Here is a 24292-nt window from a genome sequence, read left to right on the forward strand (position 1 = left end):
TCAACGCTAGCGCAGCACATGAGAAGTCAGAATCATACCGGTGACCTATCCTCACGGATAGTGGCGCTGCGCTCCGCGGTTCGCACAGCGCTCGGGAAGTAGAGTGAGGGGCATGTGTGGAATTGTTGGATACGTTGGTCCCAATAGCAGCCTCGATGTTCTGATCGCCGGACTGAGTCGGCTTGAGTATCGCGGCTACGATTCGGCGGGTGTCGCGGTCATCGACAGTGACGGTCACCTCGGAACCCGCAAGCATGCGGGCAAGCTGAAGGTTCTCACGTCCGATCTTGAGGCAACACCGCTCTCGGACGGCCAGACCGGTATCGGTCACACTCGCTGGGCCACGCACGGCGGACCCAACGACAGCAACGCGCACCCGCACCTGGGCGATGGCGGAAAGCTCGCCCTCATCCACAACGGAATCATCGAGAACTTCTCGGCCCTCAAGCAGGAACTGGTCGACCTCGGCGAGGTATTCGAGAGCGAGACCGACACCGAGGTCGCCGCTCTGCTCGTCGGCCGCGAATACCGCGCCACGGGCGACCTGACCGAGAGCATGCGCCGCGTCGTCGCGCGCCTCGAGGGTGCCTTCACCCTCCTCATCGTGCACGAGGACAGCCCCGGCGTGGTCGTCGGCGCCCGGCGCAACTCGCCCCTCGTTATCGGTCTCGGTGACGGCGAGAACTTCCTCGGCTCCGACGTCGCCGCGTTCGTCGGCTTCACCCGTCGTGCCATGGAGATCGGGCAGGACCAGATTGTCACCATCCGCCCCGACTCCGTGCTGGTAACCGACTTCGACGGTGCCCCGGTTGAGGCTTTTGAGTACGAGGTCGCCTGGGATGCCTCCGCCGCAGAAAAGGGTGGCTGGGCTTCCTTTATGGCGAAGGAGATCAGCGAGGGCCCGGAGGCTGTTGCGAACACTCTCCGCGGCCGGATCGTCGACAACGTGGTGACCATCCCCGAACTCAATGGCCTTGACGAGTCCGTGCTCGCGGGCATCGACCGCATCATCATCGTCGCCTGCGGGACTGCAGCAAACGCCGCCGAGGTGGGCAAGTACGCGATCGAGAACTGGGCCCGCATTCCGGTGAACGTCGAACTCGCCCACGAGTTCCGATACCGCAATCCGGTCATCAATGAGAAGACCCTGGTGATTTCCATCAGCCAGTCGGGCGAGACCATGGACACCCTGATGGCCGTCAAGTACGCCCGAAAAGAAGGCGCCCGCGTGCTGTCCATCTGCAACACCCAGGGCGCGACGATTCCGCGCGAGTCTGAGGCGGTCATTTACACGCACGCCGGACCAGAAGTCGCCGTGGCATCCACCAAGGCCTTTGTTGCCCAGATCACCGCGCTGTACCTGCTCGGCCTGCACCTCGCCCGCGTTCGCGGCACGCAGACCCCCGAGTTCATCGCCGAGCAACTCGACGAGCTTCGTTCCATTCCCGAGAAGATCTCCGAGACGCTGGAGAATTCCACCGTTATTGGGCAGCTCGCGCACTTCATGACCGACACCACCTCCGTGCTTTTCCTGGGCAGGCACGTCGGGTTCCCCATCGCGATGGAGGGTGCGCTCAAGCTGAAGGAGCTGGCGTACATCCACGCCGAGGGATTCGCCGCTGGTGAGCTCAAGCACGGCCCGATCGCCTTGATCGAGGCCGGTCAGGTCGTTTTCGTTGTGGTGCCGAGCCCTCGCGCCCATGACTCCCTGCACAAGAAGGTTGTCTCCAACATTCAGGAGATCCGAGCGCGCGGCGCCCGCGTCATTGCCATCGCCGAAAAGGGGGATGCCGCTGTGCTCCCGTTCGCGGATCAGGTGATTCCCATTCCGTTGGCCAGCACCTTCTTCGAACCGCTGCTTGCGGTCGTGCCGTTGCATATCTTCAGCATGGAACTGGCGATGGCGAAGGGTCTGGATGTCGACCAGCCCCGCAACCTGGCCAAGTCCGTCACCGTCGAGTAGCTCGCGGTGCGGGCGGTCGAGTCGCGTGCGGTGACGTCCGTCGCGCCCGCTGTGACGGGGGCGTCCCTCGGTGTTACGGCCGGGTCGCGCGCTGCAACGGGGGACACGCGATGATCGTCGGTATCGGCGTCGATGTCGTCGACCTGGCGCGGTTTGAGCGCGCCGTCAGTCGCACTCCGGCGTTGCTGGAGCGGCTGTTCACCCCGGCCGAACGCGTCTTACCGCTGCGCTCGCTCGCGGGGCGCTTTGCGGCGAAGGAAGCACTCATCAAGGCGTTCGGTGATTCTGCGGGTGTGGGCTGGCAAGATATGGAGGTGGTTTCCGATGCCGTCGGTAACCCCTCATTTCTGCTGCATGGCGCTGTCGCGGTCATCGCAGCGACGAAAGGAATCGCCACCGTGCACCTGTCTATGTCGCATGACGCGGGCGTGGCAATCGCCTACGTGATCGCGGAGGCTCGACCGTGAGCTCGGCACGCCCGACGCGCGAGGCCCGGGTGGACCTCGGTGCGATCCGGCACAATGTCGCCACCCTGAAGGCGGCGACCGCGCCAGCTGCCTTTATGGCTGTCGTCAAGGCAGGGGGGTACGGCCACGGCGCGGAGGCTGTCGCGCGTGCAGCCCTCGAGGGCGGTGCGGACTGGCTCGGCGTCGTGGACGTCGAGGAGGCGCTCGCGCTTCGCGAAGCCGGAATCACGGCCCCGCTGCTGGCCTGGCTCCACGGACCCACCACCGATTTCCCTGCTGCCCTCGCGGCAAACATCGACCTGGGCGTCAGCTCGCTCGAGCAGCTCGATCGGATAGCCGCAGCGGGCGCCCGCAAGGCGGGCTCCCCGGCGTACGTGCACCTCAAGGTAGACACGGGGCTCGGTCGCAACGGCATCGAGGAATCCGACTGCCCCGCCGTGTTCGACCGTGCCGCCGAATACGAGCGAGCGGGACTCTTGCGGGTGCGCGGCATCTTCAGCCACCTGGCCAATACCGGCGAAGCGGAGGACTTGGAGCAGGTTGCTCGATTCGAGGCGCTCGTGGAGTCCGCGACATCCGCCGGTCTAAATATTGCACTGCGGCACCTCGCGGCCACCGCCGGGGCGCTCAGGCTGCCGGCGGCCCGGTTCGACCTCGTGCGGTGTGGCATCGGCATCTACGGGCTGTCGCCGTTCGAGGGCGAAAGTTCGGCGTCGCTCGGGTTGCGGCCCGCGATGGAGCTCTCGGCGGCCATAGTGTCGGTGAAGCGGGTTCCGGAGGGCAGCGGTGTCTCCTACGGCTACACCTATCGCACCTCCGCGGAGTCGACCCTCGCCCTGGTGCCGCTCGGGTATGCCGACGGGATTCCCCGGCACGCATCATCCCGCGGCCCGGTCTTCATCAACGGACGCCGCTATCAGATCAGCGGTCGCGTGGCGATGGACCAGTTTGTCGTCGATCTCGGCCAGGACACCGCCGTGGTCGGCGACCGCGCCGTGCTCTTCGGCGACCCCAGCACGGGAGTGCCCTCGGCCGACGACTGGGCCGAGGCAGCCGACACCATCAATTACGAAATCGTGACGCGTATCGGTGCCCGCGTCACCCGCACCACAACGTGACCGGCGATCCGGCACCCACTTTCGACTCCGGGATCGTGCGGCGCCTCACCATCTCCACCCCCGAAGACATGGCCGAGTTGGGAGCGTCGCTCGCCCGCCAGCTCGCCGCCGGTGACCTTGTCACCCTCAACGGCGAACTCGGTGCGGGCAAGACCACTCTTACCCGCGGACTCGGCGAGGCCCTCGGGGTACGCGGCGCGGTGACCAGCCCGACGTTTGTGCTCGCCCGCACCCACCGGCGGCTCGACGATGCCGCGCCTCCCCTGGTGCACGTCGACGCGTATCGCCTGTCCACGGCCGCCGAACTCGACGATCTCGACATCGACTTCGCCCGCTCCATCGTGGTGGTCGAGTGGGGCGCGGGCCTGCTCGACGGAATCACCGACACCTGGCTGTCGCTCGACATCGCCCGGCCCACCGGCGCGCGCGTACTTTCGGGCAGCACCGAGAGCTCCGACAGCGCCGAAAGTGCGGATGAGCGAGCGGATGCCACGGAGCCCAGCGACGCGGACGACGGCGTAGAACCCCGCGAGGTAACCATCACGGGGCACGGCGACCGCTGGAAGGACTTAGGGTGGGTCGGTGCTTCTCGCAATTGATACCTCCGCCGGAACCAGCGTCGCCGTGGTGGACCGCGACCGCGGCGTGCTCGCCGAATTCTCCGAACACGACACCCGCCGCCACTCCGAGGTGATCGGCACCCTCATCGCAGAGGCGCTGAAAGCGTCGGGGATCGAGGTCGCGGCTCTCAGCGGTGTCGCGGTCGGAATGGGCCCGGGCCCCTTCACCGGTCTTCGCGTCGGCATCGCTGCGGCCCGCGCGTTCGCCTTCGGCGCGGGCAAACCGGTCGTTCCGGTGGTCAGCCACGACGCGATCGCCTTTGCCGCGCTCGAGGGAATGAAACGTGCGCCCGGGTCGATTGCGGCTGCGGTTCCGCATCCGCTCCTCGTGGTCAGCGATGCCCGCCGCCGCGAGGTTTATTGGTCCGCCTATTCCGGATCGGACGAACAGGGACTGCCGATCCGCGTCGCCGGCCCCGGGCTGGCCCGCCCGGACGATCTGCCGAACCTCCCCGAACTCACCGGGCGTGACGGTTCTTCCAGCCGCGCCGGCGGCTTCGACCGGTACGAGCGGCTCGACGCCGACGCCGTTTCCGCGGCGGCGCTCGGAATGTTCGCCGAAAGCCTGTACCTGCACCGGCGTCCCTTCGCCGGACCCGACGCCCTCTACTTGCGTGCTCCGGACGTCACCATGTCCGCCGGCCCGAAAAGGGTCAGCTGATGGCCTGGCAGCTGCGCGTCGCGGGCTCGCACGACCTCGCGCCGATCATGGCAATCGAATCCAGCACGTTTGGAACGGATGCCTGGACCGACTCAGCCATGCGCGCCGACCTGGGCAACCGACACACCTACTACCTCGTCGCGTTCCACCCCGAGACCCCCGATCTCATCGAGGGCTACGCGGGGCTGCTGTCTCCCGTGGGCAGCGGCGAAGGCGACATCCAGACGATTGCCGTCGCCGAGTCCGCTCGCCGCCAGGGGCTTGGCCGGATGCTGATGCAGGCACTCATCGCGGAGGCGCGCGCACGCCGCGCGACGGCCCTCTTTCTGGAGGTGCGCGCCGATAACCCCACCGCGCAGCAATTGTATGTTTCGCTCGGATTCGAGGAGATCGCGGTGCGCCCGAAGTATTACCAGCCCGACGGAGTGGACGCGCGGATCATGCGCTTGAGCATTGCCGAGCCCCGCCTGAGTCCGGCGGTGGGCGCATGAGCACGGTCCACCCAAAACCCGGCTCCGCGGCATCCGCCTCTATGATCCTCCCCCAGGGATCTGTAGCCCACAGGCAGGAACCCCTGATCCTCGGTATCGAGACCAGCTGCGATGAAACCGGCATCGGCATCGTGCGCGGCAGCACCCTGCTCGCCAACGTCATCACGTCGTCGATGGACGAGCACGCGCGCTACGGGGGAGTGGTTCCCGAGGTTGCGGCCCGCGCCCACCTTGAGGCGCTCGAGCCTGCCCTGCGCGCCGCGCTCGCCGAAGCCGGTGTGACGCTCGCCGAGCTCGACGCGATCGCGGTCACGAGCGGCCCCGGCCTCTCCGGCGCGCTGATGGTGGGCGTCGGCGCGGCCAAGGCCCTCGCGGTGGCACTGGACAAACCGATCTACGCGGTCAACCACCTCGTGGGTCATGTCGGTGCGGACGTGCTGCGCACCGACGGCACCAGCATCGAGCTGCCCACCATCGCGCTGCTGGTCTCCGGCGGACACACCTCGTTACTGCTCGTGCGCGACCTGGTCTCCGACGTCGAGTTGCTCGGTGAAACCATCGATGACGCGGCGGGGGAGGCCTTCGACAAGGTCGCGAGGCTGCTCGGGCTTCCCTACCCGGGCGGACCCCATATAGACCGGGTCGCGGAGGGTGGAGATCCGAAGGCGATTCGGTTCCCCCGCGGGCTCAGCCAGTCGAAGGACATGGCCAAACACCGCTACGACTTCTCGTTTTCGGGCCTGAAGACGGCTGTGGCGCGGTGGGTTGAGGCGAAGCGGGATGCCGGTGAGGACGTACCCATGGCGGATGTCGCCGCCAGCTTCCGCGAGGCGGTCGCCGACATTCTGCTGACGAAGGCACTCGCCGCCTGTGCGGCCTACGGCATTCCGCGGCTGCTGTTGGGCGGCGGTGTGGTCGCGAACGCCCGCATCCGTGAACTCGCGGCGGAACGCTGCGCCGCAGCCGGTGTAGAACTGCGCATCCCACCGCTGGAGCTCTGCACGGACAACGGCGCGATGATCGCGGCGTTGGGAGCACAGCTTGTGCAGGCCGGGTTTCCCCCGTCGACGCTCGATTTCTCTGCCGACTCCACGCTGCCCGTCACGACCATCCAGGCGTGAACCCGGTCCCGCGGAGTTGGCGCCAGAGCCGTGTCTCGCACGGATCGATCTGATGAGTGGAGAGGGATCTCTCTGGCGGTTGTAGACCGATCTATCTGACGGTTGTAATTGACACGCCTCGCGCACACTGCCAGCATTAGCCCGGTAGCCGCCGAATAGCTGTCCATAGCAAGTACCAAGGAGATCGCACCCCATGACCAACAATCCCGAACCGATGCCCTACGCCGCGCCGGAGCCGACTCCGTACTCATCCAACGGTGGCGCGCCAGCCAAGTCCCCCGTTCTGAGCATCATCTCGCTCATCGCCGGTATCCTCGGCGTCCTCGCCGGTTTCATCGGCTGGGGACTTCTCTTCTCGATCGGTGCCGTTGTGCTCGGCCACCTCGGCCAGCGCAAGGAGCCCGCCGCCAAGGGCATGTGGCTCACCGGCCTGATCACCGGTTACGCCGGTATCGTGCTGAACCTCATCATTCTGGCGATCTTCATTGTTGCGCTCATGGCCGGCATCAGCGCCTACGACATGGAGACCGCGCCGTAACGCGTTTTCACCAATAGGCCCGAAGGCCTTTCGTCTGGATCCGCGCTTGATAGCGTGGATCCAGACCGCTTTAATGCGTCGGGCTAGTCGCGTCGGGTCCATCGCGTCGGGACAACACGCCGAACCAGGCACCACGAGAGAAACAGAGCTGGGAATCATGTCATTGAACAACCGAGACCTCCCGCCGATCCCTTCGCCACCGGACCCCGATGCAGCCGTCAACGCTGACGTCGACCCGCCATCGTCTGCCCCGACCGATCCGCCGACGTCTGCCCCGACCGATCCGCCGACGACGCCTCCTACTGACCCACCTACTGACCCACCGACTGCGCCACCTGCGCCGCCCTCCGCGCCCTCCTCGGCAGTGCCAATCGATGAGGCCGCTGCACCGTCGGCGCCGCCAGCAGGCGATACTGCTCGGCCGACCGCGGTCCCGATCGCTGACGCCGCCGCGCCTCGGGATACCTGGTCCGCACCATCCGCCTTCCCTCGATCTGAAATCGGGGAACCACCGACGCCTCTCGCCCCTCCCGGCGGATTCGCGGCCAGCCCAGGTGCATACCCGTCATCGCAGAACGCCACCGCGCCCTACCCTGCAGCGCCGTACCCCACAGCGCCGTACCCGTCCGCTGCGGACCCGGAGGCAACGTACAAGGGGTCAGACAACGTTACGGAGCCGCTGCCCGGGGTAGGTGGCATCGGGGAGCCGTTCCCGCTCAAGTCAGACGACGCGCACAATTCTCCCGCCCACAATCCATACACGCAGAACTCTTCCGCACAGAACTCATCCGCGCAGAGCCCCTACGCTCAGAATTCCGCTCCCCAGAACCCCTATGCGCAGAACCCGTATGCGCAAAACCCGTACGCGCAGAACCCCAATGGGCAGAACCTTTACGCGCAGAACCCGTACGGACAGAACCCTTACGGACAGAACCCTTACGCGCAGAACCCGTACTCCCAGAACCCCTACGCGCCGGGCGCGAACGGGTACGCCACGCAGATGACGGCAGCGCCCACGACACCGCAGGGGCTGAGCATCGCGTCAATGGTCTGCGGCATCGTCGGGGTTCTCTCGGCGGCCGCCTTCTTCGGGCTGCTGCCGTCAATTGCGGCGGTCATCACCGGGCATATCGCCGCGCGGCGCGAGCCTCGGGCGCGGGCATTCTGGCTCACCGGCATTATCACCGGGTACGTGGGAATCATGTTCAGCGTCCTCATGATTCTCCTCATCGTTATCCCGATTCTGTTCGTGATCAACGCAGGCGTGTCGAGTGACGGCTACCCGGCCTGACCCGAGCTGAGTGACGGCTACCCGGCCTGACCCGAGCTGAGTGACGGCTACCCGGCCTGAGCTGAGTTGAGCTGAGTTGAGCTGAGCTGAGCTGAGCTGAGCCAAGAAACTGGTCTCGCCCGCCGGTGAGTGCTAGACCCTCTCGCAGAGAAGAGCGGTGTGGCGACCGGCGACCCGCGTGAGGATCAGCGTGGCGCTTTTCGCGCCTTTCAGGTTCAGCTTTTTGCGCAGCTGCGCGGGGTCGACGTCGACCCCGCGCTTCTTGATCTCGAGTGACCCGATGCCGCGCAGTGCGAGTTCTTTCTTCAGGCGTCGCTCGTCATAGGGGAACGTCTCCAACACACGGAAGCAGGTGGCGAACGGGGTCGCAACCGCGTCATCGGCCGTGAGATACGCAATCGAGGCGCTCACCATCCGCGCATCGATCTGTCGGGCCAGTTGACCGATGAGGCGCGCGCGAATCACGCTGCCGTCCGGCTCGTAGATGAACTCCCCGAGTTCGCCCACCGGCGCATCTTCGCTGTCCTCGGCGGCCGTCAGTTCTGCGGCGCCATGCTCGCCGAGCACGAGTGCTGCGCGGCGGATCCCGGGGCGGGCCACGGCGCCGAACCAGAGGCCGAGTTCTACGACGTCGTGGTCCACGGTGACCCACTGGGCCTCGGCGTCCTCGGGAATGAGATCCCTGTCGATACCGGGGCCGAGCTTGATGCCGGTCGGCAGGCGCTTGGCGAGATCAAACGCAAAGTCCAGTGACGGGGTCCAGTCGGCGGGGTTGTTAAGCCGGCGAACGTTGTCTCGCCGCGCGGGGTCCAGGTACACGCCGTCGATGCCGGCGAGGTCGACCTCGGTCGCGTCCGCGTGCCGCACGGTCGCGTTGCTCCACGGCGCGAGGTTGAACGCCGCGAGGGCCGCGGTGACTTCATCCTTCTCGACCGCGGTGACTTCAAGCTCTAGCGCAGCTATCGCGAGGGCGTCCGCCCCGATTCCGCAGCCCAGATCGGCGACCCACTTCACCCCTGCAGCCTGGAATCGTCCGGCATGCAGCGCAGCTACCTTCAGACGGGTCGCCTGCTCGAGGCCCGCTTCGGTGAAGAGCATTCGCGCAGCGAACGGGCCGAACTTGCTGTCCGCGCGAGCCCGCAGGCGCGACTGGCTCAACACCGCAGCGACTCTGCCTGCCGGATGGCCCGCCTTGCGCAACTCAGCGACCGCACGAACAACGTCGGTGCCCGCGCTGTACGGCGGAAGGGAGTCGAGCAGGCGCAGGGCCTCGGGGGACAGCAATTCGACAAGCTCAGAAGACTCCATCCCTCCATCCTTCCCCACTGCACCTTCCACACCGAACCGGGCACGAAGAGCAACGGATCTGGCACTCGGATTGAACGAGTGCCAATCCACCCTCTATGATTGTTTCTGGCACTCTCATAGGGAGTGTGCTAACCCCAGTTTTCTGAGAAAGAAGAGGTGAACCGTGTCGGTCTCCATTAAGCCGCTCGAGGATCGCATCGTCATTCGCCAGGTCGAGGCGGAGCAGACGACTGCTTCAGGTCTGGTAATTCCGGACACCGCGAAGGAGAAGCCCCAGGAGGGCGAGGTCGTGGCCGTAGGCCCCGGGCGCATTGACGACAACGGCAACCGCGTTCCGTTGGACATCGCCGTGGGTGACAAGGTCATCTACTCGAAGTATGGCGGAACCGAGGTCAAGTACTCCGGTGAAGACCTTCTCGTGCTGTCGGCGCGTGACGTTCTCGCGATCGTCGTTCACTAGGATCGTCGTTCACTAAACGAACACCAGAGCCCGCAAGGGCTCACGACACAGGCCCGGCGGTTTCCGCCGGGCCTGTGTCGTTTGCGGGGCACTGCGTTTCTGCCACGCGAACAACGGTTCCCGCCTCCGTTTCGACCGCGCGGGCAATAGCGGTCACGCCCCCGATAGTGTTGAAATCGTGTCTACCACCCCCGCGCAGCCCGCCGTCGATCGCCTGAGCAAGGGATTCGGCTTCGCCGTGGCGGCCTACGGGTTGTGGGGCGTGCTTCCCATCTTTTTCTTGTTGCTCGCGCCCGCGGGAGCGGTCGAGATCGTCGCATGGCGGGTGCTGTTCTCCGTCGTTTTCTGCGCGATCCTCCTCAGCGTCACCCGCGGCTGGGCGAGACTGCGCGCGATTCTGGCCGACCGCCGAACCACCCTTTCGCTTGGCTTGGCCGGCGGACTCATCCTCGTGAACTGGCTCGTGTTCATCTTTGCCGCGCTCAGCGGACACGTGGTCGAGGCAGCGTTGGGCTACTTCACCAATCCGATCGTCACGGTGCTGCTCGGTGTGTTCGTGCTGCGCGAGAAGCTGCGCCCGCTGCAGTGGGCAGCAATCGCGATCAGTGCAGTAGCCGTTGTCGTGCTTGCCCTGAACTACGGCGCTTTTCCGTGGATTGCCCTGGCGCTCGCCTGCTCGTTCGGGATGTATGGCCTTGTGAAGAAGCGGGTGGGGGGCAAGGTCGACGCGATCAGCGGGCTGACCATCGAGACGATGTGGATCTCGCCCATCGCGATCGGTATGCTCATCGTCGTCGGTTCCACCGCCGGGCTGACCATCGGCACCGTAAGTGCCCTGCACACCACGGCGATGGTGGCTACCGGAGTTATCACTGCCGTGCCGCTGCTTCTGTTCGCCGCGGCCGCGCGACGGATGCCGCTGGTGCACCTGGGACTCGTGCAATACCTCGCCCCGATCCTGCAATTCCTGATTGGCGTTTTTGTGCTCGGTGAGGACATGCCGCCCGCCCGCTGGGCGGGTTTCGCAATCGTGTGGTTGGCGCTGATCGTGCTGACGGTGGACATGCTTGTGGCGAGTCGGGCCGGGCGCCAGGCATCGCTGCAGTCGGCGTAGGAGCTCGCCACGCAGCGACATCCGCCGTATATCACGGTTGATAACGATTCGGTGCGTGTTACAGGCCTGTAACACGCACGTATTGTGCCCGTCCCTTTAGCGCAATACCGTGACATCACAGCAGTGCACGACATAACTGTGTTCTGAATCACATTTTCCTAACGCAAGGAGCAACATGAGCGTTTTCGCGAAGGCCAAGGCCTCCCGCTCACGGTCCCTGAAGTCCATCCTCGGCGGTGTCGCCATGGTCGGCGTCAGCGCACTCGTGCTGAGCGGCTGCGCCGCGCCCGCAGAGGAAGACACCGCGGAGGACACCGGCACCCGCCAGGACCTCACCCTGAAGATTGGTACGGCCCTTCCGGTCACCGGGAGCCTGGCGTTCCTCGGCCCACCCGAGATCGCGGGTGTTGGACTTGCTGCAGAGCAGATCAACGCCGCAGACCTGGGTATTCAGATCGAGGTCACCTACGGTGACTCCGGTGATGCTGACAACAAGGCGTACGCAACCGAGGTTCCGCGTCTGCTGAGCGATGGCGTTTCCGCCATCATCGGTGCCGCGTCCTCTGGTGTCTCCAAGCTCTTCATCGACGACGTGACCGGCGCCGGTGTCATCCAGTTCTCCCCGGCCAACACCTCGGCCGACTTCACCACCTGGGACGACAACGGCCTCTACTGGCGTACCGCTCCCTCGGACATCCTGCAGGGCGAGGTTCTCGGTAACCTCATCGCCGAAGACGGCAACGAAACCCTCGGCATCATCTACCTCAACGACTCCTACGGCACCGGCCTGACCGAGTTCACCACCGAGGCATTCGAAGGCGCGGGCGGCGAAGTTGTTGCTGCCGCGTCGTTCAACGCTGGTGACGCCTCCTTCGATGCTCAGATCAGCGAGGTGACGGCCGCTAACCCGGACGCCATCGCGATCATCGCGTTCGACGAGACCAAGACCATCGTTCCTGGCCTGTCCTCCTTCGCGAAGGACAAGCTCTACTTCGTTGACGGGAACCTCGCCGATTACAGCGCGGACTTCGCAGCGGGAACTCTGACCGGCGCCAAGGGAACCCTTCCGGGTCTTGACACCGCGGAGCTCGGCACCTTCACCGACGACCTGCAGGCATTCGTTGCTGCAAACGGTGAGCCGGCGCTGAAGGACTACAGCTACGCGGCTGAGTCGTACGACGCCGTGATCCTGCTGGCGCTTGCTGCTCTTGAGGCGAACTCCGTCGAAGGTGCGGACATCGCTGAGAAGCTGCAGGAAGTCTCGGGCGGTAGCGGTGACGGTGAGAAGTACACCAACTTCGCTGAAGCAGCTCAGGCCATCCTCGATGGCGACACGGTCGACTACGACGGAAACTCCGGCCCGATCACGTTCGATGAGAACGGCGACCCGACCGAAGCAACCGTTGGAATCTTCCAGTACCTCGAGGACAACACCTACGAGCGCATCGCCAACTAGCACTGCGCGGTAACGCGGCACCGCAGTAATTCGCGGGAACGCTCCGCTAGAACTACCAGAAACCCCCGGCCACCTCGGCCGGGGGTTTTTGCGTCCGCGCGGCCGGGGGATCTGCGTCCGTACCGCCGCTGGAGAGCTCAGTAGACCGCCGCCGCAGGTTGTCGTGCCGAGGCGGTGCGGCGGTCCTGGGCGGGCCGCGCGACGCCCTGCACAACGTGTGCGTGCCGCGCGCCGCCCTGCACAACGTGTGCGTGCCGCGCGCCGCCTGGCGCAACTTGTGCGCGCCGCGCGGCGCCCTGCACAACGTGCGCGTGCCGCGCGGCGCCTGGCGCAACTTGTGCGCGCCGCGCGGCGCCCCGGACGCATCGAGGGAACGGCGCTGCGCGTTGTCGGCCGCGCGCCTGTGTGTACGCCAGCGCCGTCGTCAAACGCCGGCCCGGGCGGGGGCGGGCGGGGCGGGGCCAGCGGGCTTGGCTGACGCGGCCCGCCTGGGTGCGCAGAGCCACACAGGCAGACATAAAAAGGAGGGCACCTGCGCGGTGTGCGCGGGTGCCCTCCCGGGACTTTCTTGTCGACGCGAGGCCGAGCTGCGAATCGAGCTGCGGCCTAGGCTGCGTCCTCGCCGAGGGTGCCGAGGTACAGCGAGATGACCTTCGGATCGTTCATCAACTGGCGGCCCGGGCCGCTGTACGCGTCCTTGCCCTGGTCGAGCACGTAGCCGCGGTCGCAGATCTGCAGGCAGCGGCGCGCGTTCTGCTCGACCATGATGGTCGTCACGCCGGCCTTGTTGATCTCAGAGACGCGGATGAACGCCTCGTCCTGGCGCACGGGAGACAGGCCGGCAGAGGGCTCGTCGAGCAGCAGCACGGCCGGGTCCATCATGAGCGCCCGAGACATCGCGACCATCTGGCGCTCGCCGCCGGATAGCGAACCAGCGCGCTGCTTCAGACGCTTGCCGAGCTCGGCGAAGATGCCGGTGACGAACTCGAGGCGTTCCTCGTAGATCTTGGGCTTCTGGAAGAGGCCCATCTGGAGGTTCTCCTCGATGGAGAGGCTCGGGAACACGTTGTTGTTCTGCGGCACAAAGCCGACTCCGCGCCCGACGAGCTTGTTCGCGGGCAAGCCCGTGATGTCTTCGCCGTTGAGCAGGATCTCGCCGCTGCGCACCTTGACCTGGCCGAAGATCGACTTCAGCAGCGTGGACTTGCCCGCGCCGTTCGGGCCGATGATTCCGATCAGCTCACCTTTTCTTGCGGTGAGGGAGCAACCGTTGAGGATGTTCACTCCGGGGAGGTACCCGGCGGTGACATTCGCGACCTCGACGACGTACTCGGATGTGGCGCTCACAGCTGTTCTCCCTTTTCGTTCACGCGGCCGGTGACAACACCGAGGTCCACGTCGAGGTGCGCGCCGAGGTAGGCATCGATCACCGCGGGGTTTTTCATCACGATTTCCGGCGGACCCTCTGCGACGATCTTGCCCTCGGCCATCACGATGACCCAGTCGGCGATATGGCTGACCATCGCCATGTCGTGCTCGACGAAGAGCACGGTCATGCCCTCCTTCTTGAGGTCCAGGATGTGGTCGAGCAGCGACTGGGTGAGCGCCGGGTTGACGCCCGCCATGGGCTCGTCGAGCATCACCAGTGTCGGATCGCTCATCAGCGCCCGCGCCATCTCGAGCAGCTTGCGCTGCCCACCGGAGAGGCTCGCGGCGTAGTCGGCGCTCTTGGCGTCGAGCTTGAACTTCACGAGAAGCTCCTGCGCGCGCGCCTCGAGCTCCTGGTCCTGCTTGCGCCACAGCGCCGGGAAGAGGCTGCTGAACAGCCCCTCACCGCGCTGGCCCTTGGCGCCGAGTTTCATGTTGTCCAGAACGGTCAACAGTCCGAGCGCCTTGGTGAGCTGGAAGGTACGGATCTGGCCGAGGCGTGCGACTTTGAATGCCGACATCCCGCTGATCGACTTGCCGTCAAACGTCCACGTGCCCGTATTCGGCTTATCGAATCCGGTGAGGAGGTTGAACAGGGTGGTCTTGCCCGCGCCGTTCGGCCCGATGAGCGCTGTGATCGCGCCACGAGGGATCTCGAGGTGAGCGACATCCACCGCATGAAGGCCACCGAACGTGCGCGTGATGTTATCCGCGACGATGATCGGGTCGACCTTGGCGACACCCGGCGCGATTTCGCCCGAGTGCAGGCCGGTGGTCTTTACGGGACGACCGGTGGGGAGCACGTTACTTGACAAAGGTCAGCTCCTTCTTGTTGCCGAAGATTCCCTGGGGTCTGAAGATCACGATCAGCATGAGCGCGACTCCCACCAGGATGAATCGGAGTACCTGCGACTGCGTGGTGGTCATAAAGGGCAGCAGGCCCGCGTTGACCATCTGGGGCAGGGCGTTCGAGAGGAACGCCATGATCACCCAGAAGATGACGGAACCGACGATGGGTCCGAAGACCGTCGCGGCACCACCGAGCAGCAGGATTGTGTAGAGGAAGAACGTCAGGCTCGTCACGTAGACACTGGGCACGACCGCGGACGGCAACGCCAACACCACGCCACCGAGTGCGCCGAAGACGCCACCGATAACGAGCGACTGCATCTTGTAGGCGAAGACGTTCTTGCCGAGGGCGCGCACGGCATCCTCGTCCTCACGGATTCCCTTGATGACGCGGCCCCAGGGGCTGCGCATCAGGGCCCAGACGATCAGGGCGGCGACGACGACGAGGAGGATGCCGAAGATGCGCACCCACCACTGCGTCTCGTTGTAGACCCAGGGGCCGAAGCCGTAGGTGCCCTCCGGAATCGGGTTGGCCGCGCGGAATCCCGCGTGATAGTTGCCGAGGCCGTCAGCGGAGTTGGTGTATTCGTCGAACGCCTGCGTTGTGAACAAGAGGCGCACGATCTCCGCGGCGGCGATGGTGACGATCGCGAGGTAGTCGGCGCGAAGACGCAGCGTCGGGATACCCAGGATGAACGCGAATATCACCGAGCCCACGATGCCCACCAGGATGCCGACCCACCACGGAGCCCCGAAGGACAGGATGGAGATGGCGTACCCGTAGGCGCCGATGGCCATAAAGCCCGCCTGGCCGAAGTTCAGAAGGCCGGTGTATCCGAAGTGCAAGGCAAGCCCGAGTGCGGCGAGGGCATACGCGATGGTCTCCGGAGAGATGAGGTACGCGGCCGTGTTTGAGAGGATCTGTCCCCAGTCCATATGACGCCTAACCTATTCTTTCTCGACGGCCGAGGATGCCCTGCGGTCGCACCAGCAGCACCAGGATCAGAACGATCAGCGCTCCGACATATTTCAGGTCCGAGGGGATCCACAGGGTGGAGACCTCGACGATCATTCCGACCACGAGCGAGCCGACGAGGGCTCCGAACGCGGTACCCAGTCCACCGAGCGTGATGGCGGCGAAGATGAGCAGCAGGATGCCGGCGCCCATGTCCCACTTGATGCCCGGACGGAAGTATGCCCACAGGATTCCGGAGAGTCCGGCGAGTGCCGCAGCAAGAATCCAGACGATGCGGATGACGCGGTCGACGTCAATGCCGCTCGCAGCTGCCAGCGAGGCGTTGTCGGAGATCGCGCGGGTGGCCTTACCGACCCGGGTGCGCTGCAGCCAGTAGGCAACGGCGAGGAGAACAACGACGCTGACCACCATGCTGACCATGTCGGTCACGGTCAGGGAGACCGCGCCGAACAGGTTGATCTCCGCGGCTCCTGCGCCGGGCAGCTGGTACGTGCCTCCACCGATGAAGTACTGGAAGGTGTACCGCAACGCGAGCGACAGGCCGATGCTGACGATCATCAGCTGGACGATTCCGATGCCCCGTCTCCTCAGGGGTCTGAACAGGCCAAGGTCGAGCACAAATCCCAGTGCCCCGCTGAGTATCACCGCCAGGGGGATCGCGATCAAAATCGGCATCGAGAGATACGTGCTGAACACCATCGCAGCGATGGCCCCGAAGGTCACGAACTCGGCGTGAGCGAAGTTGGACAGGCCCGTCGTTCCGAACACGAGCGAGGCACCGATGGCGGCCAGCGCGAGCATCAGACCGAAGTTGAGGCCGTTGACGGCACGATCGGCGAGCTGGTCCCAGAAGGACACCGTCACCCGCACACCCTCACCGAGGAAGAAGTTGACCGACTTGTTGCTGGTCAGTCCAAACTCAACTTCGGTGGTGGCGCTGCCCTCGGCGACGATGACGCCGTCCGGCAGGGTGGACTCGTCGAGAGTGATCTCGTACGTGTCCTTCTCCGGCACACCGATGCGCCACTTACCTTCTGCGTCTGTCTCGACTTCTGCCTCGTAGCCGTTCCCCGACACCGAGATGAGCACATCCTCAAGCGGAACACCGTCGTTTTTGACGTTTCCACTGAAGATGAAGTCATATTCATCGGTGCCGACCTCGTCCGCTGTGGCGGCCGAAAGTGGGACAAGCGATAGGGCGAACGCGGCGCACAGCGCGGCGAACACCAAGACCATAAAGCGCGATCTGCGCTTGCGAGCTCTAAGAGCGATTTGCACGGAACCTCCAAGACGGACCAGCCGAAGTCCTCCGACCTCGTGGTTCTGGCTCATCGTCGTCGTTGACGCTACTGGCTTAATGTTGCCCTTGTGTTTCGGAAAGGACACCAAATGGTCTCGCTATTATCCGTGTCGGGGTGCTAATTAGCACAATTCGTTATCGTGCCGGAATAGGCGTGAGTCGAATTGGTTAATATGTACTACCGGGATCCAGTGCCGCACCCGGGCACCAATCGCGAAACGAATCAAGGGACCTAATGGACCAGCCTGACCCTTTCGGCTTCATCGGCCTCACTTATGACGATGTCATGCTCCTGCCCGGACACACTGATGTGATCCCGAGCGAGGCGGACACGACATCCCGCCTCACGCGTCGTATCAATGTGGCGTCACCCCTTCTCTCCGCGGCGATGGACACCGTGACCGAGGCCCGGATGGCGATCGCCATGGCGCGCATGGGCGGAATCGGCATCCTGCACCGCAACCTCTCGATCGAAGACCAGGCAGCGCAGGTCGACAAGGTCAAGCGCAGCGAGTCCGGCATGATCACCAACCCGGTCACGACGACCCCCGACGCAACTGTCGCCGAAGTGGACGCCCTGTGCGGGCAGTTCCGGGTGTCCGGTCTCCCCGTCATCGACGACGATGGCCGTCTGGTCGGAATCATCACCAACCGGGACATGCGTTTCGTTTCCGAGTTCGAAAAGTCCACCACTCTCGTACGCGACGTGATGACCACCAACGGTCTCGTCACCGCGCCGGTGGGGGTGGGGTCGGATGCCGCGATCGCACTCTTCGCCCAGCACAAGATCGAGAAGCTCCCCATCGTCGACGAAGACGGACGACTGCGCGGCCTCATCACCGTCAAGGACTTCGACAAGAGCGAGAAGTACCCGAACGCCACCAAGGACAGCGAGGGTCGCCTGCGTGTGGGCGCCGCGCTCGGCTTCTTCGGAGACGCCTGGGACCGCGCTGTTGCCCTCAACGAGGCCGGAGTCGACGTGCTGGTTGTTGACACCGCCAACGGTGATTCGGCCGGCGTGATCGAGATTATTCGCCGCATCAAGTCCGACCCCTCGTTCGCTCACATCGACGTTATCGGCGGAAACGTCGCGACCCGCTCCGGCGCGCAGGCCCTGATCGACGCCGGTGTTGACGCTGTCAAGGTCGGCGTCGGCCCTGGCTCCATCTGCACGACCCGAGTGGTGGCCGGTGTGGGTGTTCCGCAGGTGACCGCCGTGTACGAGGCATCCCTCGCCGCGCGTGAATCGGGTATCCCCGTCATCGCCGACGGTGGCCTGCAGTACTCGGGTGACATCGCCAAGGCGCTCGTTGCCGGCGCAGACACCGTAATGCTCGGATCGCTCCTCGCGGGGTGCGACGAGAGCCCCGGGGATCTCGTCTTCCTCAACGGCAAGCAGTTCAAGAACTACCGCGGCATGGGTTCGCTCGGCGCGCTGCAGACCCGGGGCAAGAAGACGTCCTACTCACGGGACCGTTATTTTCAGGCGGATGTCCCGTCCGACGACGCCCTCATCGCCGAAGGCATCGAGGGCCAGGTGCCCTACCGGGGGCCGCTCGCTTCGGTCGCGTACCAGCTCCTCGGGGGACTGCGCCAGTCGATGTTCTACACGGGCGCGCGCACCATCACGGAGCTGAAGAACAAGGGCAAGTTCGTGCGCATCACCGCGGCCGGCCTCAAGGAGTCGCACCCGCACGACGTGCAGATGGTGGTCGAGGCGCCGAACTACCGCCGCTGAGGCTGTGGCCGCTGCGGCCGCGGGTCTCTGTCGCGGCCGCCAAACTCCGGTCGCGGCCGCCGGTCTCGCCTGGCGCTCGCTGCGGTTGAACCGACTCAGCGTCCCGGATGGAGAAGACGTCTCCCGGACGGGACTATGACTCCATCCGGGACGCAGTATCTCCATCCGCGAGCGGAGCGGGTGGGTCTTAGCAATGCCTGCCGCGTTCCCAGCAGTGCGCGATGAAGAGTTGACTGGGGAGGCCGACTCGCCCGGACGCGGTGGGAGCTGCGGGCCGACTTGCCCTGCACATCCACTGCGAGTACCGCGACATCCACCAGATCCCTCTTTGACGCGCGACCGCCACTGTCGAACTTCGAGGCTGGGGGAATGACCTACACAAATTTGACCCGAAACGGGCTAATTCTCGCTGGTTCCCTTCGCCCATTTGTAACCGAGCGAGCTGTCGCGCGCGACGTAGCAGCTGGATCACTCGTGCGCGTGCGGCGTGGCGCATATGTTGAACGCGAGCGGTGGGAATCGGCGACGCCCCGCGAGCGCCACATTCTGCGCATCCACTCGGTCGTGGCGGCGACATCTAAACCCGTGGTGATTGGCGGGATGTCGGCTGCTGCACTCTGGGGCATGCCGGTGAAGGGTCCGTGGCCAACAGCTGTGACTGTGGTTGAGCCTCAGGAGCGAGGCGGACGGTCTGCCCCGGGTGTTCGGCGCACCAGTGTTGGATTCTCGTCTGCTTCGCTCGTCGAAGTTCACGGGGTCACCGTCACGGATCTGGCGCGCACCACCCTCGATGTCGCCCGCGTACACACCTTCACTGATGCGATAGGTTCCGCTGACTGGGCACTTTGGCGAAAAAACCCACGTGGGATTTCGGTCAGCGACCTCACAGAAGAACTGTCGCGTATGGCGCCCCGCGCGGGGCGCGCTCACCTTGAGCGTGTCGCGGCGTTTGCCTCGCCTCTGTCAGACTCGTTCTACGAGTCAGCTGCTCGGGCCGCTATGCACCTGCTCGGGTTTGCTGCTCCAGAACTCCAGGTATCGATGAGGGACTCGCAGGGCGAGATGTTCCCCGACTATTTCTGGCGCGACGTCCGGATCGCGGGGGAATTCGACGGCAAGGAAAAGTACATGCGACCCCAGTACTCCCCGCGGGCGCCAGGTGAAACCGTTTGGCAGGAAAAGAAACGGGAGGACCGACTTCGCGCACTCAATCTCGGGGTAGTGCGGATTCTGACCGAGCACGTAGAGAATCCGCAGCGGCTTGAGAGCCTGTTGGTATCCGCGGGCGTCCCGAGGATAGCGGGCCGGTGATCCCGGGCGAGATCCGGCCCGGAGATTGCGAGCTGACTCGCTCGGCGCGGTAGAAGCCTGTTGGGCGCGGTAGACACCTGTTCCCGGAAAACTCATCGCGGTAGAAACCCACTCAATGCGGTAGTTGTTTCTACCGCATTGAGTGGGTTTCTGCCGCACCGAGCCCGGGCCTCTTCTCATAGGTGCAGATAACTACCGCGGCGAGCGGGCTTCTACCGCGCTGAGGCGTCCAGCGCGTTCGCGTGCGGGTGCGCGGGCGGGCGCGGGTGCGGGGAGACCGGGCCGGCGGACAGCGCGGGTGACCGCACAGCGTGGCGGCCAGTGCCCGGGTGTCGTGCACCGCCGGTAGGCTGTACCGGTGAGTGACATCGAGATCGGACGCGCCAAGCGCGCTCGCCGCGCATACGCCTTTGACGATATTGCCGTTGTGCCGAGCAGGCGCACGCGCGATCCGAAGGACGTATCCATCAGCTGGACCATCGACGCCTACACCTTCTCCATCCCGGTGCTTGCCGCCCCGATGGACTCCGTGGTGAGCCCGGCGACCGCGATCGCCATCGGCAAGCTGGGCGGGCTGGGCGTGCTCGACCTTGAGGGTGTCTGGGCCCGGTACGACGACCCGGAGCCGCTGCTCGCGGAGATCCAGCACCTGTCGCCCGAGAACGCGACGGTGCGCATGCAGGAGATCTACTCCGCACCGATCAAGCCCGAGCTGATCCGTGACCGGCTCGCCGAGATTCGAGCAGCGGGTGTTCCCGTCGCCGGTGCGCTCAGCCCGCAGCGCACGCAGGAGTTCTACAAGACGGTTGTGGCGGCCGGCGTGGACATGTTCGTGATCCGCGGCACCACCGTGAGCGCCGAGCACGTGTCGCGCTCCACCGAGCCCCTCAACCTCAAGAAGTTCATTTACGAGCTCGACGTTCCCGTCATCGTCGGTGGCGCCGCGACCTACACCGCGGCTTTGCACCTCATGCGTACGGGTGCCGCGGGCGTGCTTGTCGGATTCGGTGGCGGCGCAGCATCCACCACCCGGGCCAGCCTGGGAATCCACGCTCCCATGGCAACGGCCGTAGCGGATGTCGCGGGTGCACGCCGTGACTACCTCGACGAGTCCGGCGGGCGCTACGTTCACGTCATCGCCGACGGCGGCCTTGGCACCAGCGGCGACATCGTCAAGGCGATTTCGGTCGGTGCGGACGCCGTCATGCTCGGCAGCACTCTCGCCCGCGCGACCGACGCACCCGGAGCCGGCTGGCACTGGGGCACCGAGTCGCACCACAGCGAACTTCCCCGCGGCAATCGCGTCGAGGTCGGCAGCGTTGCCCCGCTCGAGCAGATCCTGTTCGGTCCGGGCACCGTTGCAGACGGTCGTGTGAACCTGATGGGGGCGTTGCGCCGGTCGATGGCCACCACGGGATACTCCGACCTCAAGGAGTTCCAGCGCGTCGAGGTAGTTGTCGCGCCGTACACACAGCGGTAGTTTCGAAGCAGTCAGTCCGCAGCCCCACAGCTTCGGATTGGCCGTGAGCACCAGTGGATCGTCGACAGGGACGTCGACAATGAAGTCGTATTGATAAATCAGGAGGCACGCATGGGCCAGTCCAATTCCGTCACTCGATCGTCGAAGCTCGGTCCGGAGGAACGCGCCGCCGCGATAGAAGCGCTCAAGTCGAAAGAGCTGGACATCCTGGTGGTCGGCGGTGGCATTGTGGGCACCGGCTCGGCGCTTGACGCCGTGACTCGCGGGCTCAGTGTGGGCATGCTCGAGGCCCGGGACTGGTCGAGCGGTACCTCGAGCCGCTCGTCGAAACTGGTGCATGGCGGCATCCGCTATCTTGAACAGCTCGACTTCCGGCTGGTGCGTGAGGCGCTGATTGAACGCGGGCTCCTGCTGCAGCGGCTCGCTCCGCACCTGGTGAAGCCGGTGCGTTTTCTCTACCCGCTCACCAAGGGTTTCACCGAGCGCTGCTACATCGGTGCCGGCATGCTGCTGTACGACATCTTCAGCTACACCGGAGGCCGCTCGCCGGGAGTGCCGCATCACCGCCACCTCAGCAAGCGGCAGATCGCGGCCGCAGCGCCGAGCCTCGCCAAGGACGCCTTCACCGGTGGCATCACGTATTACGACGCACAGGTGGATGACGCCCGCTACACCTCAACGCTCGCCCGCACCGCCTCGTTCTATGGCGCCCACGTCGCCAGCCGGGTGCGCGTGGAAGGCTTCCTGAAGGTCGGCCAGCGCGTGGTCGGTGTGAAAGCGCACGACCTCGAGACCGGGGAGCACTTCGAGGTCAAGGCGAAGCAGGTTGTGAATGCGACGGGCGTCTGGACCGACGACACGCAGTCCATGGTGGGAGAGCGCGGCCAGTTCAAGGTGCGCGCATCGAAGGGTGTGCACCTCGTGGTGCCCCGCGACCGCTTCCAGTCGAAGATCGGGCTGCTGCTGCGCACCGAGAAGAGCGTGCTGTTCGTGATCCCGTGGGGTCGCCACTGGCTGATCGGCACCACCGACACCGACTGGAACCTCGACAAGTCGCACCCCGCGGCCACCGCTGCAGACATCGATTACATCCTCGAACACGTCAACAAAGTCATGGCCGTTCCCCTGACGCGCGACGACGTCGAGGGTGTTTACGCGGGGCTGCGTCCACTGCTCGCGGGGGAGTCTGAGCAGACTTCCAAGCTGAGCCGGGAGCACCTCGTCGCCCACAGCGTTCCCGGGCTGGTTGTGGTCGCGGGTGGCAAGTGGACCACCTACCGGATTATGGCGAAGGATGCCGTCGACGAGGCCGCTGCGGCGCTCGACGGTAAGGTGCCCGCCTCGATCACCGCGGACATCGCTCTTCTCGGCGCGGAGGGTTACCAGGCCGCGTGGAACAAGCGCGGCAAGATTGCCCGTGCGTTTGGTCTGCACCGTGTCCGCATCGAGCACCTGCTCAACCGGTACGGCGTGATGACCGACGAAATCCTCGACCTCATCCGTGAGCGCCCCGAACTGGCCGAGGCCATCCCGGGCGCCGACGATTACATCCAGGCTGAAGTTGTTTATGCGGCCACCCACGAGGGCGCGCTGCACCTCGACGATGTACTGGCTCGGCGCACCCGGATCAGCATCGAAGCGTGGGACCGCGGGATCTCGGCCGCGCCGGTCGCGGCTCGTCTGATGGCGGAGGCTCTCGGGTGGGATGACGAGCGCACCGAGCGCGAGGTGAACGTCTACCTCAAGCGGGTCGCCGCCGAACGGGCAAGCCAGGAGCAGCCAGACGACGAATCTGCCGACCGGTCCCGGCTGGAGGCACCGGACATCGTCGCCACCGCGTAGCGGTGCGGGGCGTGCGGGGCGTGCGGAGCGAGCGCCCGCCAGCGAGCGCTGTCAGCGTGCGCAAACCACCGTGCGCCCGCGGGGCTGCGCTGTGGGCGCAATCCGGGTGGTGAGCGAACCCCGCTCACGGGAACCCGGCAGGAGCGGGCTCGGTAGACTGGGATAACTGCGTGCGTTTCGCGCTGCCGCAGTTCGCACGCCGCCCGCACGCACTGAAGGAGTCCACTCATGGTTGATGTCCGCCGAGTAAAACTTCCCGGTGTCGGAGTTCTGCACACCTTCGTCACCGACGACGGCGGCAAGGTGGGCGTGATCACTCACCGGTCGGGACACAGCGACCTGATCACGTTCTCGGATGCCGAGGACGCCGCGGACTCCGCGAAGGTCTCCCTCCGTCTGGACGAAGACGAGGCGCACACCCTCGCCGAACTGCTGGGCGGCACCCGTATCACGGAGTCGCTCTCGAGCCTCGACCAGATTCCCGGGCTCTCGATCGACTGGTTCACCGTCGACTACGAAGACCACATCGCCGGACAACCCCTCGGCGACCTGGGTAGCCGCGGCGTGGTCGGACTTACCGTCGTTGCCGTCGTGCGCGGCGACTCCGCGAATCCCGCTCCGGAGGACGATTTCAAGGTTTTCCCTGGTGACACCCTCGTCGTGGCCGGATCACCCGAAAAGGTCGCCAAGGCGTTCCATTTCTATCGCACGGGCGAGATGAAGATGAAGACGCCCGTCGACGCGCCACCCGGAACGTAGA

At 65.4% G+C, this 24292-nt stretch carries 22 protein-coding genes; 17 read left to right on the top strand and 5 right to left on the bottom strand.

The features are described from left to right. Positions 1 to 112: 112 nt before the first annotated feature. The 9 genes from glmS to B0I08_RS12425 all read left to right on the top strand — a co-directional run bounded on the left by glmS (position 113) and on the right by B0I08_RS12425 (position 8270). Positions 113 to 1963 (top strand): glutamine--fructose-6-phosphate transaminase (isomerizing), encoded by a 1851-nt coding sequence (gene glmS, locus B0I08_RS12385; protein ID WP_106213282.1) that lies wholly within the window; start codon positions 113 to 115, stop codon positions 1961 to 1963. 110 nt (positions 1964 to 2073) lie between these two features. Further along, complete coding sequence (locus tag B0I08_RS12390; protein WP_106213283.1) at positions 2074 to 2430, top strand: holo-ACP synthase; 357 nt, start codon at positions 2074 to 2076, stop codon at positions 2428 to 2430. Continuing rightward, positions 2427 to 3548 (top strand): alanine racemase, encoded by a 1122-nt coding sequence (gene alr / locus B0I08_RS12395; protein WP_106213285.1) that lies wholly within the window; start codon positions 2427 to 2429, stop codon positions 3546 to 3548. The genes B0I08_RS12390 and alr overlap by 4 nt, the downstream gene beginning before the upstream one ends. Further along, complete coding sequence (tsaE, locus tag B0I08_RS12400) at positions 3545 to 4147, top strand: tRNA (adenosine(37)-N6)-threonylcarbamoyltransferase complex ATPase subunit type 1 TsaE (RefSeq protein ID WP_342748178.1); 603 nt, start codon at positions 3545 to 3547, stop codon at positions 4145 to 4147. The genes alr and tsaE overlap by 4 nt, the downstream gene beginning before the upstream one ends. After that, positions 4131 to 4829, top strand: coding sequence for a tRNA (adenosine(37)-N6)-threonylcarbamoyltransferase complex dimerization subunit type 1 TsaB (tsaB, locus tag B0I08_RS12405; protein WP_106213287.1), 699 nt, complete (start codon positions 4131 to 4133; stop codon positions 4827 to 4829). Before tsaE ends, tsaB begins: the two co-directional genes overlap by 17 nt. After that, positions 4829 to 5320, top strand: a complete 492-nt coding sequence (gene rimI, locus B0I08_RS12410) for a ribosomal protein S18-alanine N-acetyltransferase (RefSeq protein ID WP_106213288.1) — start codon at positions 4829 to 4831, stop codon at positions 5318 to 5320. The genes tsaB and rimI overlap by 1 nt, the downstream gene beginning before the upstream one ends. A gap of 41 nt (positions 5321 to 5361) precedes the next feature. Beyond that, a complete protein-coding gene (gene tsaD / locus B0I08_RS12415) occupies positions 5362 to 6441 on the top strand; it encodes a tRNA (adenosine(37)-N6)-threonylcarbamoyltransferase complex transferase subunit TsaD (RefSeq protein WP_106213290.1) in 1080 nt (359 codons plus the stop codon). Between the two features lie 193 nt (positions 6442 to 6634). Next, the gene (locus B0I08_RS12420) at positions 6635 to 6979 is read left to right on the top strand and encodes a DUF4190 domain-containing protein (RefSeq protein ID WP_106213292.1); all 345 of its coding nucleotides are present in this window, start codon (positions 6635 to 6637) and stop codon (positions 6977 to 6979) included. A gap of 364 nt (positions 6980 to 7343) precedes the next feature. Next, a complete protein-coding gene (locus B0I08_RS12425; RefSeq protein ID WP_106213295.1) occupies positions 7344 to 8270 on the top strand; it encodes a DUF4190 domain-containing protein in 927 nt (308 codons plus the stop codon). 132 nt (positions 8271 to 8402) lie between these two features. On the opposite strand, the gene B0I08_RS12430 is transcribed toward B0I08_RS12425, so the two are convergent. Then, positions 8403 to 9578: a THUMP-like domain-containing protein gene (locus tag B0I08_RS12430; protein ID WP_106213297.1), complete on the bottom strand. Its 1176-nt coding sequence runs from the start codon at positions 9576 to 9578 to the stop codon at positions 8403 to 8405. 163 nt (positions 9579 to 9741) lie between these two features. Here B0I08_RS12430 and groES point away from each other — a divergent pair, with 163 nt between their 5' ends. The 3 genes from groES (at position 9742) to B0I08_RS12445 (ending at position 12608) form a co-directional block, all read left to right on the top strand. Beyond that, positions 9742 to 10038 (top strand): co-chaperone GroES, encoded by a 297-nt coding sequence (gene groES, locus B0I08_RS12435; protein WP_106213299.1) that lies wholly within the window; start codon positions 9742 to 9744, stop codon positions 10036 to 10038. 175 nt (positions 10039 to 10213) lie between these two features. Beyond that, positions 10214 to 11152, top strand: a complete 939-nt coding sequence (rarD, locus tag B0I08_RS12440; RefSeq protein WP_425433001.1) for an EamA family transporter RarD — start codon at positions 10214 to 10216, stop codon at positions 11150 to 11152. 175 nt (positions 11153 to 11327) lie between these two features. Further along, a complete protein-coding gene (locus tag B0I08_RS12445; RefSeq protein ID WP_106213303.1) occupies positions 11328 to 12608 on the top strand; it encodes an ABC transporter substrate-binding protein in 1281 nt (426 codons plus the stop codon). Between the two features lie 606 nt (positions 12609 to 13214). Here the strand turns inward: B0I08_RS12445 and B0I08_RS12450 are convergent. From B0I08_RS12450 to B0I08_RS12465, 4 genes are read right to left on the bottom strand one after another with little or no spacing between them, the layout of a single operon-like run. Further along, entirely contained in the window at positions 13215 to 13955 is a 741-nt protein-coding gene (locus B0I08_RS12450) for an ABC transporter ATP-binding protein (protein ID WP_106213305.1), read from the bottom strand. Further along, a complete protein-coding gene (locus B0I08_RS12455) occupies positions 13952 to 14839 on the bottom strand; it encodes an ABC transporter ATP-binding protein (protein ID WP_425433002.1) in 888 nt (295 codons plus the stop codon). Before B0I08_RS12455 ends, B0I08_RS12450 begins: the two co-directional genes overlap by 4 nt. A gap of 1 nt (position 14840) precedes the next feature. After that, complete coding sequence (locus B0I08_RS12460; protein WP_106213309.1) at positions 14841 to 15821, bottom strand: branched-chain amino acid ABC transporter permease; 981 nt, start codon at positions 15819 to 15821, stop codon at positions 14841 to 14843. Between the two features lie 7 nt (positions 15822 to 15828). Continuing rightward, entirely contained in the window at positions 15829 to 17097 is a 1269-nt protein-coding gene (locus tag B0I08_RS12465; RefSeq protein ID WP_106213311.1) for a branched-chain amino acid ABC transporter permease, read from the bottom strand. Between the two features lie 299 nt (positions 17098 to 17396). Here B0I08_RS12465 and guaB point away from each other — a divergent pair, with 299 nt between their 5' ends. The 5 genes from guaB (at position 17397) to B0I08_RS12490 (ending at position 24291) form a co-directional block, all read left to right on the top strand. Continuing rightward, positions 17397 to 18899, top strand: a complete 1503-nt coding sequence (gene guaB, locus B0I08_RS12470) for an IMP dehydrogenase (RefSeq protein ID WP_106213313.1) — start codon at positions 17397 to 17399, stop codon at positions 18897 to 18899. Positions 18900 to 19268: 369 nt separating this feature from the next. Continuing rightward, positions 19269 to 20210: a hypothetical protein gene (locus B0I08_RS17605; RefSeq protein WP_146134408.1), complete on the top strand. Its 942-nt coding sequence runs from the start codon at positions 19269 to 19271 to the stop codon at positions 20208 to 20210. 358 nt (positions 20211 to 20568) lie between these two features. Beyond that, entirely contained in the window at positions 20569 to 21690 is a 1122-nt protein-coding gene (locus B0I08_RS12480; RefSeq protein ID WP_106213317.1) for a GuaB3 family IMP dehydrogenase-related protein, read from the top strand. 111 nt (positions 21691 to 21801) lie between these two features. Further along, entirely contained in the window at positions 21802 to 23532 is a 1731-nt protein-coding gene (locus tag B0I08_RS12485; protein ID WP_106213319.1) for a glycerol-3-phosphate dehydrogenase/oxidase, read from the top strand. Between the two features lie 228 nt (positions 23533 to 23760). Beyond that, positions 23761 to 24291 (top strand): cation:proton antiporter regulatory subunit, encoded by a 531-nt coding sequence (locus B0I08_RS12490; RefSeq protein ID WP_106213321.1) that lies wholly within the window; start codon positions 23761 to 23763, stop codon positions 24289 to 24291. The last annotated feature ends 1 nt before the right edge of the window (position 24292 follow it).

Source organism: Glaciihabitans tibetensis, from assembly GCF_003003265.1.
GTDB classification, from domain to species: domain Bacteria; phylum Actinomycetota; class Actinomycetes; order Actinomycetales; family Microbacteriaceae; genus Glaciihabitans; species Glaciihabitans tibetensis.